The sequence below is a fragment of the Microvirga ossetica genome, from assembly GCF_002741015.1.
In the GTDB taxonomy this organism is placed as follows: domain Bacteria; phylum Pseudomonadota; class Alphaproteobacteria; order Rhizobiales; family Beijerinckiaceae; genus Microvirga; species Microvirga ossetica.
Window position 1 is genome coordinate 474116 of sequence record NZ_CP016616.1, and the last position, 17541, is coordinate 491656.

Genomic DNA, 17541 nt, shown 5'->3' on the forward strand with positions numbered 1-17541 from the left:
GTGCAGCAGTGCACTTGCAGCGGCAATCTCTATTGCCATGGTGGCCCCGGACCGCGCGCGTATCATTGACGTGGCGAGAAGATTTCGCAGAACCCGAGGCGCCACAGTGCATTTTGCCTGTCATGCCCGCGACAGATGGGCACGACGTGGGCGAAGCGAATGGCGGGCAGGAAACTGTGCTTGTGCCCTTGGCAGCGCACAACCGGAAAGTAAGGAGCGTGCCGACGCTTGATGTCTCATCGACCTGCCATGCGGCCATAGACCTCCACTGGAGCGACGGCCAGAACGACAACAACTGCTTTGAAAGAAACAGGACACTATTAGACTACTCCCTGATAACCCGAAGCTTGAGGAACCTGCCATGCGTCTGGCCCTACTGTCGCCTTCCGATCTCGGCTCTCAACAGCACGAACTCTATGATGACATGCGAAATGGCATCGAGAACAACTTCAAGGGCTTTCAGGCCATCAACAGCGAGGGCGCATTGATCGGTCCTTGGAATCCATGGCCGCATTTTCCGAAGTTCGGCCGCCCAATATGGCATCTCGTCAAAGCTCTCTCCACTTCGCCGACATTGCCGCAACCGGTTCGTGAAGTCGCCGTCCTCGTCACCGGGGCTCATTTCCACTCAGCCTACGAGCTTTACGCCCACGTTCTTCTCGCGGAGGCGCGTGGGCTATCAGACGAAAAGATCGCGACCGTCGTGGCTGGGCAGCGCCCGATAGATCTCACTCGGGAGGAGACGGTCGCATATGACGTTGCTTCGGCGCTGGTGTCGGGCAGCGCGTCCTTGCCGAGCTGTTCTATCGTCAGGCAATGGCGACCTTCGGCCAGGATGGTACCGCGGAACTAATCTATCTGGTCGGGCTCTACTGCTTGGTCTCAGTGACCCTGAACGGCTTCGACGTGCCCGTGCCGGAAAGCAATTGAGGAACGGATATTCGGACCTGCCATTGAAGCTCGTCTCCGGATGAGGGACGCCTGTGTCCAGGATAGGCAACCCCGCTCCTGTCAGATCTCCCAGGGTGATCAGCTACCTGCAATACACCACCTTGCAAGTCTAATGCGCATGCCCGTGCGGTGACATGGAGGCTTCAGTGACGCTTCGTTCCAAAACAGCCGTCATGACAGGCTCGACCAGGGGCATCGGCCTCGCCATCGCCCGGGCTCTCGCCAAGGAAGGGGCCAATGTGGTCATCAACGGCTTCGGCGATGCGGGTGAGATCGAGAAGACGCGTGCCGGCATCGAGAGCGAATTGGGCGTCAAGGCGATCTATTCGCCGGCCGACACGTCGAAGCCGCACGAGATTGAGGAAATGATCCGCCTTGCCGAAAAGACATTCGGCAGCGTCGACATTCTCGTCAACAATGCGGACATCCAATTCGTCTCGCCGGTGGAGAATTTCCCGGTCGAGAAATGGGACCAGATCATCGCCATCAACCTGTCATCCGCCTTCCATGCGATCTGCGCCGCGGTGCCGGGCATGAAGGCACGCAAATGGGGCCGCATCATCAACACGGCCTCCGCCCATTCGCTCGTGGCCTCACCATTCAAATCGGCCTATGTCGCCGCCAAGCACGGCATCGCGGGTCTGACCAAGACGGTGGCGCTGGGGCGCCGTCAACTTAACGAGGCGGGATAGGTTGGTCTACCACCGGTCATCGGATCAGAGGCCAGCGGCGACGCCAGTCACTTCGTTCCAAACCCGAAAGGCTTAAGCCCAAGACGTGCGATGCTCAGCGGCGTTGATGTTGGCGGGACGGCGGAAGAGGTTGGCAACCTGCTCGTGGACTGAGAGGAAGTATTGCGCCTGCCCAGCTGACTTGAAGCGCTTCATGATCCGCTCGCGTCGTCGGGTCGGCTGATGGCTGTTTTCTGCTCGGTTGTTCAAGCCCCGATGTTGTCGGTGTTCAACTCCGGGCATCACCGCTCTTTTCGCGACAGCATAGCTGGCCAGCTTGTCTGTGATCAGCACGCGCGGTGCCCTGCCCTGCTTCTTGAGCAACTTGCGCAGCAGCCGCTTGGCAGCCTGCGCATTCCGGCGGATCTGAACCAAGATGTCCAGCACGACCCCATGTTGATCCACGGCTCGCCAGAGCCAGTGCTTCCGGCCGCCGATGCTGATCACCATCTCATCTAAGTGCCATTTGTCTTCGGCTGCCGGAACACGCCGACGGATCTGGTTCGCGAAGCCGTGACCGAACTTCAGCGCCCATTGCTGGACCGTCTCATGGCTGACTAGGATGCCTCGGGCCGCTAGCCTCTCCTCAACCATGCGCAGGCTGAGTGGAAACCGAAAGTACAACCAGACGGCATGACTGATCACTTCAGCCGGGTAGCGGTGGCGAGCATAACGGGGATGACGGGTCTTCTTCATCCCTCACATATGTCAGGATCCCGTCACCTCCGGGTTAAATTGACGGTGCCTATCCAACACGAGCCAGGACGCTAGACCATCGGACCCAAAAGTGGAACGACTTCTGAGTCCGATGGTCATCTTCACGAGCGCATTGCTCGGTGCGGCCCTCCTCTTCCGCACGATACGCTAGTCACCGACGGCCGATGATTTCTTTCGCGCTGAGGACCGCCTGCCGCCCTTGCGGCTGTCGCCGTTGCCGCGGTCCTCGCCCGACGAGCCGCTGAGGGCGCCCATCACGACCTCCCCTGCGGCTCCGATGGCAGCCGCTGCAACCTCGAGCGGAGCCGCAACGATCTCCGCCCCAAGGCTTCCCACGGCTGAGACGGCGGCCCTGCCTTCCTGGGTTGCGCTGCCCTGTCCCTGCTCACCGCCCTGCGGCTTCTCGAGCACGTTTGCAATCGCCCTGAGGGCTTCTGCCATCACCGTGCGGGCCTGTGGGGAGGTGAGCGTTGTCTCAAGTGTCGAGAGCCAGGCCATCGGGTTCAGCAGGCTGCCCTGCGCCCGGGAGCGGGCCTGCGTCGTGGAAAGCGATCGCGATGTGCCGGAGGTCGAACGTGCTGCCGTGCGCGATCCTGCGGAGGACCGGGACTTCGCGGGAACAGCCTGGGACTTCGTTGCAGACCGGGAGCCGGCCATCGCTTTAGGCTGGGCACGCTTGGAGGCGCCAGTCTGCTTCTTCGTGGCAGACCGGGAGGCGGAGGTCGACGCGGACTTCTCCGGCGTATTCCGGCTCCTGCTGGGTTGGGAGGTGTCGTCCTTTTTTATTCGAGCCATTGTCATTCTTTCATCTGCTGGGGCCGCAAGCCGGCCGTACCGAGGAACAGCGTTCCTCCGCGATGACAATGACGGCGTCGCCGTTCGGTTCGTTCGCGAAAATAGGCGAAGGCGAATTAGCTCCGCCGCAAGAACTCCAGGCCAGCCGGAAGATCGTGCTCCTGCCGTGCCGGTCGAAAGGCTTTGATGGACGATCTCGCACTCGGTGGCGCCTCGTCAGTGATCCAAGCGGCTTTTCCATCGCGCGTCTGCGGCGGGCATGCCGCTTCGACGTGGAGCATCGCTTCCTGCAGCCATTCGGCCAGTTGCGCCGCACGAGGTTGGCATCAGGCCTTAATGTGTTGGGCTTCGGGCTTGCGCGTGCCGGCGTGCAGTTGCCGATTGCCCCAACTCTGGAGCGCCCGTTGCGTGATGTTTGTGATCTTCCATGCGCCTTCGGCCCTGCCGAACAGGAACTCGTAGGCCCTGCACGAGTGATAGAAGTCCTCACCCTCACCCGTGAACGCACGGTCGAACCTTAGGATCAGGTAGTTGCAGCGTCCTCGCACACCATCCGCCCCCGTCGACAACAGCAGGTTGGAGAAACTGTGATGTTTGGCCAGGGTATCGACTGCATCCTGCCGACGCTTGACGAACTCGGTACTACTCATGACGCTGGGCTGCTCGCGACCAGACGAGGAATAGTCAATAAACACTTCAGTCGCGAGACAGTCTTCCATGGCTGTCCAATCCCGCTCGTCGAAGGCGAGGAAGAAACGGCAGAGGACATCGTTGATGGCGATGTGGTCGAGAGCGTCCAAGGATTCCATGCCAGTCATCCTCTGTGGCGAAACGAGAGCGGTCGGCGCCGACGTCAGCAATGCAGGCTGAGGTCGCTACTGCCATGGAAGCCCAACCCAGGAAAGTAGCACCTGGAAAGTCCACACTGGTCGATGCCGTTGAAAAAGTCCGCAACTGCCGTTTCCAAGTGGTCAGCATGCAGGATGACGGGCCTGGACATACGCGGCAAAGGCACCAGCAGCGCGGAAGACACCGGCCTTAAGGGAATGAGGCCAGCAAGTGGCCTCAAACCCTGGTCGCATCGTCCGAGGTGATTGGTTGGTCAATTGGATGAGTTCGCTTCAACCCAATGACTAACCGAGGCCAAGCTCTTTCAGGATTGCCGTGATACGAGCCTGCTCCTCCTTGATGAACGTCCCGAACTGGGCGGACGGCATGTAGAGGTCGACCCATTCCCGTTCCTGGAGCAGCTGCTTCCAAGAGGCGCTTTGCATCAGCTTGGCGACCGCCGCTTCGAGCGCTTGCTTGTCCTCAGCACTGACATTGGGAGGAGCCATCAATCCGCGCCAGTTCACCAGCGTCGCATCGACACCCTGCTCCCGGAAGGTCGAAATGTCGATGCCGGGCAGGCGCTCCGGCGATGAGATGCCGATGGGCCGAAGCTTGCCCACCTTGAATTGGCTCGTGACCTCGTTGAGACCCCCGGTTGCAACGGTGATCTTGCCGTTCATCACCAGCGGCAGCATCTCGCCACCGGTTCCGACGGGAATGTAGTTCATCTTCTTGACGTCACCACCGCCGGCCTTGGCGACCAGGCCGCAGAGGACGTGGTCGGGCGAGCCATGCGCAAAGCCACCCCAGGTGACCGATCCGGGGTCCTGCTTGAACTTGTTGACCAGATCCGTGACGGTCTTGATGGGCGATTCAGCGGCAACGAACAGCGGCTGGTACTCGCCCTGGAGACGGGCGAGCGGGGTGGTCTGCTCAAGAGTCACCGGTGACTTGTTAATGACGGGTGCGCCCACAAGGCCGAAACCAGCGACCATCAGCGACGGGTCACGATCCTTGGAGTTGATGAACTGGGCCAAGCCGATGGTGCCGCCGGCGCCTGGAACATTCTGAACCTGCACGCTGGTGGCGATCTTTTCCTTCATCAGCACATCCTGCACCGCGCGGGCGAGTTGATCGTATCCGCCTCCAGGGCCGGCCGGCGCGACGATCTTGAGGCTCTTGAGCTCTTGCGCCCATGCCGGCACCGCCGGCAGAAGGCTGGCCGAGGCGGCGGCAAGGAGGGCCTTGTTGAAGCTGCGGCGATCTAAGGTCATTTCCTGTCTCCCATGGTTCTTCTTCGACACGTCACGTTGGTTGGTCGTGGATCGCACCTGAGACTCAATCGGTCACTGCCACCTGACGAAAGGCTTCACGGTGATAGGTGCGGAGTTTGTCCCGGACCTGCCGTTCGGAAAACGGCAAGCCGCGAACCGAAAGATCACGGGTGATCTTTCCGACGATGTCCTCGTCGCCGTCGACCTCGAAGTCGGCCCGGTGGACCTCGGTGGCATAGGAGGAAAGATCGGCGTTCGACAAGCCAAGGAGGCGGCCGGCCCAAAGGCCGGCGAGAACGTTCCGACGCGCGATCACGCTGTCACGGGTGTCATTGTCGAGACACCAGGATGACAAGTTCTGATTGGAAGTCTTTGTGCCTGTCACATTCATCGAAGCTCTCCGTCAAAGGTTCAGCAGCCGGCCTGTCGGATCTGACGACCGTCATCGTCATGCAATGAGCCTATAGACGCTTCACCTGACATGAACCTGACAAAAACAACGGAATCTTGCATGTGAGCCATGCATGGACGCAACCTTTCCAGGCTTGTCTTCGGCGACAGGTCACATATGTCGTAGCTTCAAGACAGTTGAGGGTCCGGTCACCGAGCCTTCAATGTCCGGTTTGAGCCTTGTTATCCAGCAAGAGAACCCGAAACGCGGGTCATACGTTCAAGGAAGCGCTCGGGCACCCTTCTAGATCCAGGATCGTCAGGGGAACCGATGAAACAGACCGACGAGGCGGACGAGGCCCTCGCCCACATCAGGCGGACTACGGCAGCCCCAATCCAACGCTTCCTTGACTCGATCGCCGCTGCAAGGCTCGAGGAGACGACAAGCCGTCAGAACACAGTGGAAGACGGTCCATCAAGGCCCGGCCGCTCAGGCATGGCCAAGGGCCTGCACAGGTTCTTGGAAGCCCTTGGCTTTTCCTGAAGAGAGCCCTCGGCATAAAGTCCCTCGTCCATATCATCGGCCGCATTCACCTGCGCGGATAGATCCGTGTAGGGATCAGGGCGCAGTGGACGGCTTCGCCGCGTGATCGCGCTCCTCCTGCGAAGACAGATCCGGCTCTCGCATCAGGAGAGTCCTGCCAAGCCTGCTTATTTCCTACATTTTCCAGCCAAGGCTGTCCCGCAAGTTAGTCAGGTTGCTGTCAGGTTCATCCCATAGGCCATTTCCTGCGACTGCATAAAGCAGCCGGAGAGCACCTTAGCCATCCTGGGAGGATGACCCATGTTACACTTCCGCCCGAGCCTGCCACCGGCATCGATCGTTGCTACGACAGCCCTATTCGCCACCTCAACCTTTGCTCAATCCGAACCGGAACTCATAGCCCTGGCGGCGCCGGGTGATGAACCCGCAGCCTTTCCGAAGGCAGAGAAGGCCTGGGTCCGCGAGATTCCCTCTTCCATGGGCTCGGCACAGTCCTGATCGCCAGCAACCCGCGCGCGTCTTCGCGCCGGTCTCATGATGCCAGGGAGATCCCAATGTCAAACGTTCAACAGATGCCGATGCCTAGAGTACACCCCCGCATGCACATCGACATCGCGGGCCTCGCCATCGCTCTTATTCTGCTAGCCCTGGCCGGTCTGGTCTGGTGGGACATGACCAAGCTCCAGCTTCTGTCCCCCTATGATGTCGGCCCGAAAGCCATGCCCGTGATCGTCTCGGCCGGTCTTGCCCTCCTGGCGGTCGGCAACGGGATCAGCGCCTTCCGGGGTGATCTCCCCGCCCGCGACAGCCTCGACTGGCGGCCGATCATCCTGATCCTCGGCGGTCTCGCCTGCCTCATTGCCCTGATCGCCGTCGGCGGCGGCTTCATGATCGGCACGGCCATTCTGTTCGCGACCACATCGGCAGCCTTCGGACGCCGGGCATTCTTCACTGATCTTCTGATCGGCGCGGTCATCGCCGTCGTCGTCTACCTGCTCTTCGCCAAGCTCCTGGCCCTGTCCCTGCCGGCTGGGCCGCTTGAAAACCTGTTGTGAGGCCTGTCATGGAAGCCTTCCTGTCACTGGCCGGCGGCCTGTCCGTCGCGATCCAGCCGATGAACCTGCTCTTCGCCCTCATCGGCGTCCTGCTCGGCACCGCCGTCGGCGTCCTGCCCGGCATCGGCCCGGCGCTCACCGTGGCCCTGCTCCTGCCGATCACCTTCAAGCTCGATCCAGCAGGCTCGATCATCATGTTCGCCGGCATCTATTACGGCGGCATGTATGGCGGCTCGACCACCGCGATCCTGATCAACACTCCGGGCGAAAGCGCTTCCATGGCGACGGCGCTCGAAGGCAACAAGATGGCGAAGGCCGGCCGCGGCGGCCCGGCGCTGGCAACCGCTGCCATCGGCTCCTTCGTCGCCGGTACCTTCGCGACGTTGGGTCTGGCGCTGCTCGCCCCCTATCTCGTCGACATCGCCGTGAGCTTCGGTCCCGAGGATTACTTCGCCCTGATGGTCGTGGCCTTCGTGACCGTCTCGGCCACCTTCGGCGATTCCCCCGTGCGCGGCCTCACCAGCCTGTTCATCGGCCTTCTGCTCGGCCTCGTGGGCATCGACATCCTCTCCGGGCAATCCCGCCTGAGCTTCGGCGTGCCGGAGCTCTACGACAACATCGAGGTGACGACGCTCGCCGTCGGACTCTTCGCGGTCGGCGAGGCGCTCTACGTCGCCTCCCGCCGCCATATCCATGAGGAGAAGCTCGAGTCCGTCCGCGGTTCATTGTGGATGACCAAGGAGGACTGGAAGCGTTCCTGGAAGCCCTGGCTGCGCGGAACGGCCTTCGGGTTCCCCATCGGCGCGCTGCCCGCCGGCGGCGCGGAGATCCCGACCTTCCTGTCCTACGCGACCGAGAAGCGCTTGACCAAGTATCCGGAGGAATTCGGCAAGGGCGCCATCGAAGGCGTCGCCGGTCCCGAAGCTGCCAACAATGCGTCCGCTGCCGGCACCCTCGTTCCCCTGCTGACGCTCGGCCTGCCGACCTCGGCCACGGCCGCCATGATGCTGGCAGGCTTCCAGCAGTACGGTCTCAATCCCGGACCGCTGCTGTTTGCCGAAAAGCCGGACCTGGTGTGGGGCCTGATCGCCAGCTTGTTCATCGCCAATGTCATGCTGCTGGTGCTCAACCTGCCGCTGGTCGGTCTGTGGGTGAAGCTCCTGGCGATCCCGCAGCCCTGGCTCTATGCCGGCATCCTGGTCTTCGCCACCATGGGCACCATCGCGGCCAATCCGTCGCCGGTCGAACTCGTCATGCTGACGATCTTCGGCGTGCTCGGCTTCCTGATGCGGCGGTTCGACTTCCCGATCGCGCCGGTGGTCGTGGGCCTCATTCTGGGTCCTGTGGCCGAGAGCCAACTCAGGCGTGCACTCTCGATCAGCCTCGGCGATCCGATGGTGCTGCTGCAGAGCCCGATCTCGGCAACGCTCCTCGTCATCGCGCTGATCGCCCTCGTGGCCCCCTTCGTCCTCAAGGGGCTCGGGCGCTTCAAGGCGTCTGAGGATTGATGTGAAAGTTGCCCCGGCCCCGTTAAGGAGCCGGGGATATCGTGTGGGCCGTGGCACGATCGGAGCCATCCGCCGCTCCATCGAAATGCGGAAGGTCTCTTTGTGGCGATCGACAGCGGCTCCCGTCACGTCCTGTCCCGCCGACTCAATGAGACCTGCCAGAGGCGATTTACGGCACGTTGCCTTCGGGCTGGATCGAACGGCGCCATTCACCCAGAAGACGCTGGCGCTTGGCGCGATCCTGGACGGCCAGCAGTTCCGGCCCGATGGGGATCGGCCGCAGAAGCCCGGATGTGCCCAACCAGAGCGGTCCGTCCACCTCCTCGGGAAGCGTCCCCTCAAAGCTGAAGAAGAACGAGGCCTCACGGCTTTTCTTCTGGCCCCGCTCGGAGAGCAGGTAATCCAGGAACCGAAAGGCAGTAGCCGTGTTCCGGGACGAGCGCGGGATGAAGGCCGCACGACTGAGGACAACGGTGTAGTCCCGCGGGATGACGATCCCGATACGCGCTCCACGTCTCTGGGCGCCAACGGCATAGGACCCGATCAGATTGTAACCGATGGCCAGGCGTCCGGTGGAGAGATCAGTCAGGAGATCGCTGCTACAGCACCGCACAACCAGGTCGGCTCGTCCGAATGCCTCAAGAAGGCGCCCGAAGATAGCTGTTCCTCGAGCATCATAGGAGGCAAAGAGGTAGCCGATCCCCGACTGGGCAATATCGTAGGATCCGATCCTGCCATCGTATTTCTCCGGCTTGGATCGCAGGAGGTTGAGAAGTTCTGCCCGTGTGCGCGGCACGTCTTCCGGAGGAACGAGGTCACGGTTGAACACGATGACGGCCGGTTCGAACGTGAAGCCGAAGATCTCGTCGCGCCAGCGTGTCCAGGACGGGAGCTGAAGGGTCAAGGGGGAGCGATAACTCGTGCCACAGCCATCATTGACGAGTTTGACCAATTGATCGACGGACGATGAGAGGACCAGATCCATGGTCCCTTGCTTCTCATTGCATTGCCTTGACGCCTCATCGAACAGGTCGTTGGTGACATACTCACTGTATTCGATCGTCACATTCGGTGCGACCACCTGGAAGTCGCGGATCAAGGGTTCCATGGCGGAAAGGTCGGTCGCACCATGAACCGACAGGACTGTCTGCTGACCACCTGGAGCAGGGAATGCGATCCTCTCGGCGGCTGTCACCGTGTGGATGGCAAGCCCGGCCAGGAAGCCGACGACGGCGATCGCCGCCTTGAATCCCCTGATCACGATGCGTCTCCGCCATCGATCGGCACGGAAGCCTCATGGTGTCTCTTGAAGCGCATGATGACCGCAAATCCATCATCGGACCGCTCGCGGAAGCGAAACTCGCCTCCGTGTGCCCGGACGACATCCCCTGCGATCGAGAGGCCCAAGCCGGAGCCGCTCGCACTTTGCGTATGGAATGGCTCCCGGACGCGCTGCCATTCCGAAACCGGGACCCCCGGCCCGTCGTCGACGACTTCGACGACCGCGGCATCCCCATCCGCAAGAACCCGAACCTCCAGACGTGTCTCGGCGCCATGCTTCAAGGCGTTGTGAATCAGGTTCGATAGCGCTTCCCGCAAGCTGACTGCGTCCCCCTTCATGAGCACCGGTTCCTGTGGATCACTGAAGGAGATGTCCACGGCGCGATCCAGCGAGAGCGGGACGGCGCTGATCAGGGTCTGGCGGGCAAGGGCAGCCAGATCGACGGTGTCGAACTCCGCAACCTCCGCACGATGAATGATCATGGCGTGGTTGAGAAGCTGGTTCGTCAGGCGCCCCAACTCGGCAGTTCGCTCCTTGACCCGGGTGAGTTGTTGCTCCCGCCGCTCTTGCCTTGACTCCTCCGTGAGGAGATCGACCTGGGATGCCAGTCCTGCCAGAGGCGTCCGGATCTGGTGAGCGGCATCGGCAATGAACCGTTGCATCAGGGCAATGCGTCCGGAGAGGCGATCCATGAAGCGATTGATGGTGGTGACGAGCATCTGGATCTCGCGAGGGATCTCGAGGTCGAGCGGGGTCAGGTCCTTGGGATCCCGTGACCGCAGTTCACGCTCCACACGTGTCAGGGGAGCCAGAGCCCGTCGGACAGCGAACAGGACAGCCATGAAGGCAAGGCTGGTCATAGCGAACACCAGCAGCAGAGCCTTGAGCGTCAGATCCCGTGCCAGGCTGACGCGGGCCTCCCGGGTCTGCGCAACGACGACCTGGGCCCATCCCGGTGCCACCGGATCCGAGACGAGGCGTTCGACGATGGCCATCCTGACGGGAAAACCGCGGTACTCGCCGTCGGAGATGAGTGGTGCGTGCGTTCCGGCAACCGGCCTGCCAGCGGCCAGGTCGTCGTATCCCGTGAGGACGGCCCCGCGCGGGTCGACAACCTTGTAGAAGATGCGGTCGTTGGTCGACAGCGAAAGGGTCTCGAATGCAGAGACCGGAGGGTCGACGGAGATCGTCCCTTCCTGGGCATAGATGCTCTCCGCGATCTGGAGGGCGGCTCCGACCAGGAGACGATCATAGGCATCATCCGCTGCGACCCGGGCATAGAACCATGCTGCCATTCCCAGCACGACGGACCCTGTGGCGAAGACGACAGCGATGATCAGAATAATCCGTGAGTAGAGGGAGCGACCCGCCCTGATCATTGGCACACGATCTGGTAACCAAGCCCCCGGAGCGTTCGGATTTCCGCGCCGGAGCCGGCCAGCTTCTTTCGCAAGCGGGCGACATACTGTTCCACGGCGTTCGCACTGGGCTCGTCATCGAACCCGAACAACTGGTCGACCAGCTCGTCCTTGCCGAAGATCCGCCCTGGCCGTGCCGTCAGGATCTCGAGCAGTGTCAGTTCCCGCCGGGTCAGGTCGATCGGGATCCCGTTGACGGCGACGGCTCGCGAGCCCCGGTCAATGGTCACCTGCCCGCAGACCAGTTGGTTGGTCGACTCCCCGGCGCTGCGCCGGAGAAGCGCCCGGGCCCGCGCCTCCAGCTCACGGTAATCGAACGGCTTCACCAGGTAATCGTCCGCTCCGAGATCGAGTGCGTCGACGCGGTCGTCGATCTGCGACCGCGCCGTGAGAATGAGGACGGGGGTCTTCGATTTCCGCTGCCTGAGCCGCTTGAGGATGGAAAAGCCGTCAAGGGCCGGCAGGTTCACGTCGAGGATCAGGAGATCGTAGCTCTGGACCTCCAGGACCTCGTCGGCGACGCCGCCATCCTTCTCCCAGTCGACCGTGTGGCCGATCCGCTCGAACCGGGCGACGATTGCCTCTCCGACGTCCACGGTGTCCTCGACGAGCAGGATCCGCATCCTCCGCCTCTCATCAACAGGCCGCTGTCAGGTTGATGACAGGTTCGCAGGGTACGCAACTCCCATGAGGCCGCCAAGGGAATGTTCGAGTTCCACCCGACAGGCCTCCTGAGCGGCTCGCACGAAGAGCCATTACGCATGGCTGTCGCAGGATGACGAGGGAGGCGGTCGAACTGCGACCACCTGCCGTCAGCGAGAGCGATTGTCAAAGGGAGGATACAGATGCAGATCACGGGTATGCTTCATGGAGCCAAGTTGCTTCAGTTCGCCGGTTTCCCGACGTCGGAAGTCCTTGGCCCCGACGCCAGCGAGGAGGAGATCCGGGCGCTCATCGACCGCCATGGCAGCGTGTTCATCAAGCCGGTGTTCAAGGGCGGCGTCGGCAAGAAGGGCAAGGCCGGCCTCCTCGGTCGGGCCTCCGACCTGAAGACGGCGCTGAAGGAGAAGGAGCGGCTCTATTTCGTCGAGCATCGGGTCGGCCCGACCGCGGCCAAGGCCAACGGGGTCACCTTCGAGGGCGCCGTGCCGGCCGAACACGAGGTCTACTTCTCGATTGCCGACTCGACCCGCTTCAGGGCCCCGACCATGACCCTGACCCACCATGGCGGCGTGGACATCGAGGAGCTCGACAAGAGCCTCGTGGCCCAGATTCCCTTCGATGCGCTGACCGGCCTCAAGGCCTTCGTGGTCGCCAATGCGCTGTCGGAGCTCAACGCCCCCAAGCAGATCATCTCGCCCCTCGTCCAGCAGTTGCCCAAGCTGTGGGAGCTCTACCACAACTTCGGCATGACCACCCTGGAGCTCAACCCGATCCGCATGCGGCCGGACCGGAACGGGCGCCTGACCCCGGTGGCGTGTGACTTCAAGTGCGGCTTCGACCGTGACGACCCCCGCTGGGAGCGGCTCAACCTGCCCAACCACCTGTTCGCCGTCGACTATTCGGACTTCGAGCTGGAGATCAACCAGCTTCGCACCTACCAGGGCCAGAGCGACGTTTACGTCATCAACCCGCAGGGCACCATCCTGGCGCCCACCTTCGGTGGCGGCGCCAACTCCCTCGTCACCCAGATGTTGGGCGACGATGCAATCATCTCGTCTGACTTCGGCGGCAACCCGCCGTACGAGAAGATGAAGAAGGTCGCCCAGATCTGCTTCAAGCATTGGCTCAAGCAGTCGAACGTCCTGTTCATCATCGGCGGCAAGTCCAACAACACCGACATCTTCGAGACCTTCCGGGCGATGGCCGATGCCCTGCGGGAGCATTTCGGCCAGCATGGCCCCTCGCCGCTCTATGTCGTGGCCGGCCGCGGCGGCCCCAACCTGGTGCGCGGCATGGGTGCCCTGCGCGACACCGTCGAGGCGCTCGGCCTGCCGTACCGTCTCTTCGGCTTCGACTCCGACATGAGCGAGGTCATCAACTACGCCCGTGCCGCAGATGCCTGGATGAAAGCCGGCGGTCGCGACGAGGTCGCGGCGAAGCTGCGCATTCCGGTGGCGGCTGCCGCCTGACCCGGCCCACGCACGAAGAAATTGGAGAAGACACAATGTTCAAGCAGGGCGTCGGCAGTTTCAAGTACCACGTGGGCATCAGCTCGCTCGACCAGATCGCCACCCGCGATGATCGGGTCTGTGTTCTCAACATCCTGGGCGGCGAGTCGAGTGACGTCACTCCCGTCGGGCACGCCTACTCTGGCGGCAACGTGGTGTTCGGCACCTCGCCAGGCCGCAGTGGCCAGGTCCTGGAAACGCCGGTAGGCACTGTCCCGGTCTACAACAATGTCCGAGAGGGCCTCGAGGCGGGGCACCGCTTCAACTGTGGTGTGATCTACCTGCCGCCGTCCGGCGCCCGGGACGGCGTCGCCGAGCTGATCCGGGTCAATCCCGATCTCAGGAAGATCTTCATCGTCACCGAGAAGCTGTCCGTGCACGACTCGCGCGAGATCCGCGCCCTGGGGCAGCAGAACGGGATCGACATCTTCGGCGGCAACAGCCTCGGTGTGGCCGACGCCTGGAACCAGGTCCGCATCGGCGGAGCTCTTGGCGGTGATAGTCCGGCCGAGGCCCTGCGCAAGGGCTCGATCGCGATCTTCTCGAACTCCGGCAACTTCACCACGACCATTGCCACGTATCTCCGCATGGCCGGCTGGGGCACGACCACGCTGATCTCGAGCGGCAAGGACGTCTACATCCACTACGCCGCCCCCGAGTTCGCCTTCGCGCTCGCCAATGACGCCCGCACCAAGGCCGCCGTCCTCTATGCTGAGCCTGGCGGTTTCTACGAGCTCGATGCCACCTTCACCAAGCCGGTGGTGGCCTGCGTGGTCGGGCGCTGGAAGTCGAAGCTGACCCGCGCGGTCGGTCACGCCGGCGCGATGGCCGGCGGCAACGACGATGCCGAGGCCAAGGAACAGTGGTTCATGGCCAAGTTCGGGGTTGACGATATCTTCACGCCGGAAAACCCGGTCTTCTCGCCCCGGGGTGCTGTGGTCGCCAACATCGCCCATATCCCGCAGGCCCTCACCGCGGTGATGCAGGCCAATGCGGCCCGTCCGGACTTCGAGCCCGAAGGGAACCTTGCCCTCAAGCCCTGGTTCGGCTCGAGCCAGGGCATCGTGCTTCCGCCCGAACTCGACCTGCCGGTGGTCGCTGCTGCCAACCCGTACGACAGGCAGATCGAGCACCTGAACCGGCAGATCGGGGCGGTGTTTCCGCGTCAGGCGATGAAGGATGCGTCGGGTGCCTCGCAGATGGATGCCAAGACCCAGATCACAGCCCTGCATGGCACATCCATGCTCGATGCGGCGCAGTTCCCGCTGGAGTCGAACATCTGTCTGTCGCTGCTGCGGGGACCAGGCAGCGAGAACGACCGGAGGCTGATCAATGCCGCCGTCGGGGCGGAGATCAACCTGTTCGGCACGCCGGCCCTGGCGGCGGCCCAGGCGGCGCGGGAGGGCGGCAATGCGCCCAACACGGTTCTGGCGGCGGCGTGCAGCATCCTGGGTCCACGATATGCGCAGCAGGCACGCCAGGCCGTGCGGTCACTCGTGGAAGGCTTTACGGCAGCCGGATTGCGGAGCGCCGTTGATGAGGAGTTCGACCTGAGCCTGGTGCAGTTCGACGGCACCGCAAGCCTGTTCGTGTCCGATCGGCCTGACGCGAAGGCGGAAGCCCTGTTGCACGGATTGCAGACCCGGGGCGTGAAGTCGGTATTCGTGCGCTATCTGCGCACCCTCAACGGCCACCCGACCGCCGATGCCGTCCTGGCCGCGGCGGCGGCGACACTGGCGTGGGAGCCCCTGATGCGCAAGCGCATCTCATTGCTGACGGTGGAGACCTTGCCCTGGTGGCTTCGTCTCTTTGGGGTGCTGATCGGCGCATCGGCCGATGCCGGCCGGCACCAGGAGGATGCCTTCTGCGGCATCCCCAAGGAGGAGATTGTCAGCTCGCGGTCCCTGACTGAGATTGCCTTCGCCGCCCTGATCGGCACCGAACCCACTCCAGACAACCTGTTTGCGTTCCAGACCCTCGTGGGCCTGCTGCTCTCGAACGGACCGGGCACAATCTCGGCTCAGGGCGCCAAGGGCGCCGTCTCGGCCGACGGCCCTGAGACGCCCGAGCGGGTGCAGCTCAACAAGGCGCTGGTCGGCTTCCTGACCCATTCCGGTTACGCCCATGGCGGCAACGGCTACGAAGGCATCGCCTTCCTGATCGAGCAGTTCCAGGACATCGATCTGGCCGATCCGGGTGATCCGGATCATGGCATCGACCTCTCGGCCCTCGCCCACCGATATGCGGCCGAATACGCGACCTACAAGGCTGACAGGAAGACAACCGGCAGCCTGGACATCCGGAAGATCCCGGGCGTGAACCATCCGGTCTTCAAGGACAAGCCCGTGAACCATGACCCGCGTGAGGTCTTCGTGCGCGAGTTGTTCGGGCGCCGCGAGGAATACAACGTCTTCCATGAGTACTACCAGGAACTCGTGAGAGCGCTGTACGAGACCGGCGTCTCGCGCACCGTCTACTGCGTTAATATCGATGCGGTGATCGCAGCCCTGCTCCTCAAGATGCTGTGGCAACCCTACCGGGACGGCGATCTGACGAAGGAGGCTCTCGAGACGAGCGCGTTCACGATCTTCCTCTATGCCCGGATGCTCGGATGCGCATCCGAGATCGACGACCACCTCAACCGGGGTCGCAACATGGATACGCGGACGGCAGCGTCCAAGTGCCAGTACGTATCCTGACCAGAGCTGAGCGGATGACAGGGAGGCCCCGGGATGAGTGAGCTTCTGACCACCGAGGCCCTCTCGGCCTTTCTCCAGGTGATCATGATCGACCTGGTGCTGGCCGGCGACAACGCCGTCGTGATCGGCCTCGCGGCGGCCGGACTGCCGAAGGAGCAACGCAACAAGGCGATCCTGATCGGCATCATCGCCGCCACGGTGTTGCGCATCGTGTTCGCGCTCCTCACCACCCAGCTTCTCCAGATCGTTGGTCTGCTCCTCGCCGGCGGCATCCTGCTGCTGTGGGTGTGCTGGAAGATGTGGCGCGAGCTGCGGGCGGGCCATGCCGAGAAGGACCTCGAAGCCGAGGAGGCCTTGGAGGATCGTGACCTCGACGGGGACGGGCTGATCGCCGAACATGCCCCGCGCAAGACCTTCGCCCAGGCGGCCTGGCAGATCGTGGTCGCCGACGTGTCGATGTCGCTGGACAACGTGTTGGCCGTGGCGGGCGCCGCGCAGGACCACCCGGTCATCCTTGTCTTCGGCCTTGGCCTATCGATCGCCCTGATGGGCATTGCTGCCAGCTTCATCGCCCGGCTGCTCCAGAAGCACCACTGGATCGCCTATGTGGGCCTCGCCGTCATTCTCTACGTGGCCGTCGAGATGATCTACCGCGGGGCGTTGGAAGTCTGGCCAATACTGCCGTGAGGGAGCACCATGGAAACCGGTAAGATGGAGCTGCGTGAGGCGGTTATCCGCACGATCGCAATGCCGTCGGATACCAACCCGGCAGGCGACATTTTCGGCGGATGGCTGATGGCGCAGATGGACTTGGCCGCCGGTAACGCCGCGGCCCGGCGTGCCCGCGGGCGCTGCGTGACCGTTGCGGTCGACGGCATGACCTTTCACAGCCCTGTCCACGTCGGGGATGAGGTCTCGGTCCATGCCGAGCTAATCTCGACAGGGCGGACATCGATGAAGTTCCGGGTCGAGTCCTGGCGCCGCTCTCGCGACGGAGACGAGCGGATCAAGGTGACCGAAGCGGTCTTCACGTTCGTGGCCATCGACAGCGGGTCACGGCCCCGTCCATTGCCGACCGGATGAACCCGAGGGAAAGCCATTACACCACGCCGTGGGCGCACGTCAGTCGTCCTGGGGAGGCCCTCGGTCCCTGATTGCTGCGGTGATCGAGGCGG

At 62.9% G+C, this 17541-nt stretch carries 15 protein-coding genes and 2 pseudogenes; 9 read left to right on the forward strand and 8 right to left on the reverse strand.

All coding sequences use genetic code 11. The annotated features are described in order from the left end of the window. Positions 1 to 361: 361 nt before the first annotated feature. Both BB934_RS02035 and BB934_RS02040 read left to right on the forward strand, forming a co-directional pair. Positions 362 to 930, forward strand: a pseudogene (locus BB934_RS02035) (carboxymuconolactone decarboxylase family protein). Positions 931 to 1085: 155 nt separating this feature from the next. Then, positions 1086 to 1613, forward strand: a pseudogene (locus BB934_RS02040) (SDR family NAD(P)-dependent oxidoreductase); the annotation flags it as partial. Between the two features lie 102 nt (positions 1614 to 1715). On the opposite strand, the gene BB934_RS02045 reads toward BB934_RS02040, so the two are convergent. The 5 genes from BB934_RS02045 to BB934_RS02070 form a co-directional block, all read right to left on the reverse strand. After that, on the reverse strand, positions 1716 to 2378 hold the full coding sequence (locus BB934_RS02045; protein WP_099508146.1) for an IS6 family transposase: 663 nt from the start codon (positions 2376 to 2378) through the stop codon (positions 1716 to 1718). Between the two features lie 168 nt (positions 2379 to 2546). Continuing rightward, a complete protein-coding gene (locus tag BB934_RS46745; RefSeq protein ID WP_157933976.1) occupies positions 2547 to 3194 on the reverse strand; it encodes a hypothetical protein in 648 nt (215 codons plus the stop codon). A 326-nt stretch (positions 3195 to 3520) separates the two neighbouring features. Further along, positions 3521 to 4003 (reverse strand): nuclear transport factor 2 family protein, encoded by a 483-nt coding sequence (locus tag BB934_RS02060; protein ID WP_099508149.1) that lies wholly within the window; start codon positions 4001 to 4003, stop codon positions 3521 to 3523. Between the two features lie 324 nt (positions 4004 to 4327). Then, on the reverse strand, positions 4328 to 5299 hold the full coding sequence (locus BB934_RS02065) for a Bug family tripartite tricarboxylate transporter substrate binding protein (protein WP_099508150.1): 972 nt from the start codon (positions 5297 to 5299) through the stop codon (positions 4328 to 4330). Between the two features lie 64 nt (positions 5300 to 5363). Then, positions 5364 to 5690 carry a DUF1476 domain-containing protein gene (locus BB934_RS02070; RefSeq protein ID WP_099508151.1) on the reverse strand — a complete coding sequence of 109 codons (327 nt, stop codon included), beginning with the start codon at positions 5688 to 5690 and terminating at the stop codon, positions 5364 to 5366. 843 nt (positions 5691 to 6533) lie between these two features. On the opposite strand from BB934_RS02070, the gene BB934_RS46750 reads away from it, so the two are divergent. The 3 genes from BB934_RS46750 (at position 6534) to BB934_RS02085 (ending at position 8796) form a co-directional block, all read left to right on the forward strand. Further along, positions 6534 to 6731 (forward strand): hypothetical protein, encoded by a 198-nt coding sequence (locus BB934_RS46750; RefSeq protein ID WP_157933977.1) that lies wholly within the window; start codon positions 6534 to 6536, stop codon positions 6729 to 6731. 80 nt (positions 6732 to 6811) lie between these two features. Next, complete coding sequence (locus BB934_RS02080; RefSeq protein ID WP_237050141.1) at positions 6812 to 7288, forward strand: tripartite tricarboxylate transporter TctB family protein; 477 nt, start codon at positions 6812 to 6814, stop codon at positions 7286 to 7288. A gap of 8 nt (positions 7289 to 7296) precedes the next feature. Further along, complete coding sequence (locus BB934_RS02085; RefSeq protein ID WP_099508154.1) at positions 7297 to 8796, forward strand: tripartite tricarboxylate transporter permease; 1500 nt, start codon at positions 7297 to 7299, stop codon at positions 8794 to 8796. A gap of 169 nt (positions 8797 to 8965) precedes the next feature. Here BB934_RS02085 and BB934_RS02090 read toward each other — a convergent pair whose 3' ends face one another. Genes BB934_RS02090 through BB934_RS02100 form a run of 3 tightly spaced genes read right to left on the reverse strand, consistent with a single transcriptional unit; the run spans position 8966 to position 12119 of the window. Next, the gene (locus BB934_RS02090) at positions 8966 to 10057 is read right to left on the reverse strand and encodes an ABC transporter substrate-binding protein (protein ID WP_237050142.1); all 1092 of its coding nucleotides are present in this window, start codon (positions 10055 to 10057) and stop codon (positions 8966 to 8968) included. Beyond that, a complete protein-coding gene (locus tag BB934_RS02095; RefSeq protein ID WP_099508155.1) occupies positions 10054 to 11457 on the reverse strand; it encodes a sensor histidine kinase in 1404 nt (467 codons plus the stop codon). Before BB934_RS02095 ends, BB934_RS02090 begins: the two co-directional genes overlap by 4 nt. Further along, complete coding sequence (locus BB934_RS02100; protein ID WP_099508156.1) at positions 11454 to 12119, reverse strand: response regulator transcription factor; 666 nt, start codon at positions 12117 to 12119, stop codon at positions 11454 to 11456. Before BB934_RS02100 ends, BB934_RS02095 begins: the two co-directional genes overlap by 4 nt. Positions 12120 to 12341: 222 nt before the next feature. Between BB934_RS02100 and BB934_RS02105 the strand changes: the two genes are divergently transcribed. Genes BB934_RS02105 through BB934_RS02120 form a run of 4 tightly spaced genes read left to right on the forward strand, consistent with a single transcriptional unit; the run spans position 12342 to position 17449 of the window. After that, positions 12342 to 13628, forward strand: coding sequence for an ATP citrate lyase citrate-binding domain-containing protein (locus tag BB934_RS02105; RefSeq protein WP_099508157.1), 1287 nt, complete (start codon positions 12342 to 12344; stop codon positions 13626 to 13628). Positions 13629 to 13663: 35 nt separating this feature from the next. Next, on the forward strand, positions 13664 to 16366 hold the full coding sequence (locus BB934_RS02110) for a CoA-binding protein (protein ID WP_099508158.1): 2703 nt from the start codon (positions 13664 to 13666) through the stop codon (positions 16364 to 16366). 33 nt (positions 16367 to 16399) lie between these two features. Further along, positions 16400 to 17053 (forward strand): TerC family protein, encoded by a 654-nt coding sequence (locus BB934_RS02115; RefSeq protein ID WP_099508159.1) that lies wholly within the window; start codon positions 16400 to 16402, stop codon positions 17051 to 17053. 9 nt (positions 17054 to 17062) lie between these two features. Next, positions 17063 to 17449 (forward strand): acyl-CoA thioesterase, encoded by a 387-nt coding sequence (locus BB934_RS02120; protein ID WP_099508160.1) that lies wholly within the window; start codon positions 17063 to 17065, stop codon positions 17447 to 17449. Positions 17450 to 17541: the final 92 nt, after the last annotated feature.

What these genes read in the sequence shown, in the direction of transcription:
- BB934_RS02045 (WP_099508146.1), bottom strand. Translation starts at nt 2,378, where the DNA reads ATGAAGAAGACCCGTCATCCCCGTTATGCTCGCCACCGCTACCCGGCT.
- BB934_RS46745 (WP_157933976.1), bottom strand. Translation starts at nt 3,194, where the DNA reads ATGGCTCGAATAAAAAAGGACGACACCTCCCAACCCAGCAGGAGCCGG.
- BB934_RS02060 (WP_099508149.1), bottom strand. Translation starts at nt 4,003, where the DNA reads ATGGAATCCTTGGACGCTCTCGACCACATCGCCATCAACGATGTCCTC.
- BB934_RS02065 (WP_099508150.1), bottom strand. Translation starts at nt 5,299, where the DNA reads ATGACCTTAGATCGCCGCAGCTTCAACAAGGCCCTCCTTGCCGCCGCC.
- BB934_RS02070 (WP_099508151.1), bottom strand. Translation starts at nt 5,690, where the DNA reads ATGAATGTGACAGGCACAAAGACTTCCAATCAGAACTTGTCATCCTGG.
- BB934_RS46750 (WP_157933977.1), top strand. Translation starts at nt 6,534, where the DNA reads ATGTTACACTTCCGCCCGAGCCTGCCACCGGCATCGATCGTTGCTACG.
- BB934_RS02080 (WP_237050141.1), top strand. Translation starts at nt 6,812, where the DNA reads ATGCCTAGAGTACACCCCCGCATGCACATCGACATCGCGGGCCTCGCC.
- BB934_RS02085 (WP_099508154.1), top strand. Translation starts at nt 7,297, where the DNA reads ATGGAAGCCTTCCTGTCACTGGCCGGCGGCCTGTCCGTCGCGATCCAG.
- BB934_RS02095 (WP_099508155.1), bottom strand. Translation starts at nt 11,457, where the DNA reads ATGATCAGGGCGGGTCGCTCCCTCTACTCACGGATTATTCTGATCATC.
- BB934_RS02100 (WP_099508156.1), bottom strand. Translation starts at nt 12,119, where the DNA reads ATGCGGATCCTGCTCGTCGAGGACACCGTGGACGTCGGAGAGGCAATC.
- BB934_RS02105 (WP_099508157.1), top strand. Translation starts at nt 12,342, where the DNA reads ATGCAGATCACGGGTATGCTTCATGGAGCCAAGTTGCTTCAGTTCGCC.
- BB934_RS02110 (WP_099508158.1), top strand. Translation starts at nt 13,664, where the DNA reads ATGTTCAAGCAGGGCGTCGGCAGTTTCAAGTACCACGTGGGCATCAGC.
- BB934_RS02115 (WP_099508159.1), top strand. Translation starts at nt 16,400, where the DNA reads ATGAGTGAGCTTCTGACCACCGAGGCCCTCTCGGCCTTTCTCCAGGTG.
- BB934_RS02120 (WP_099508160.1), top strand. Translation starts at nt 17,063, where the DNA reads ATGGAAACCGGTAAGATGGAGCTGCGTGAGGCGGTTATCCGCACGATC.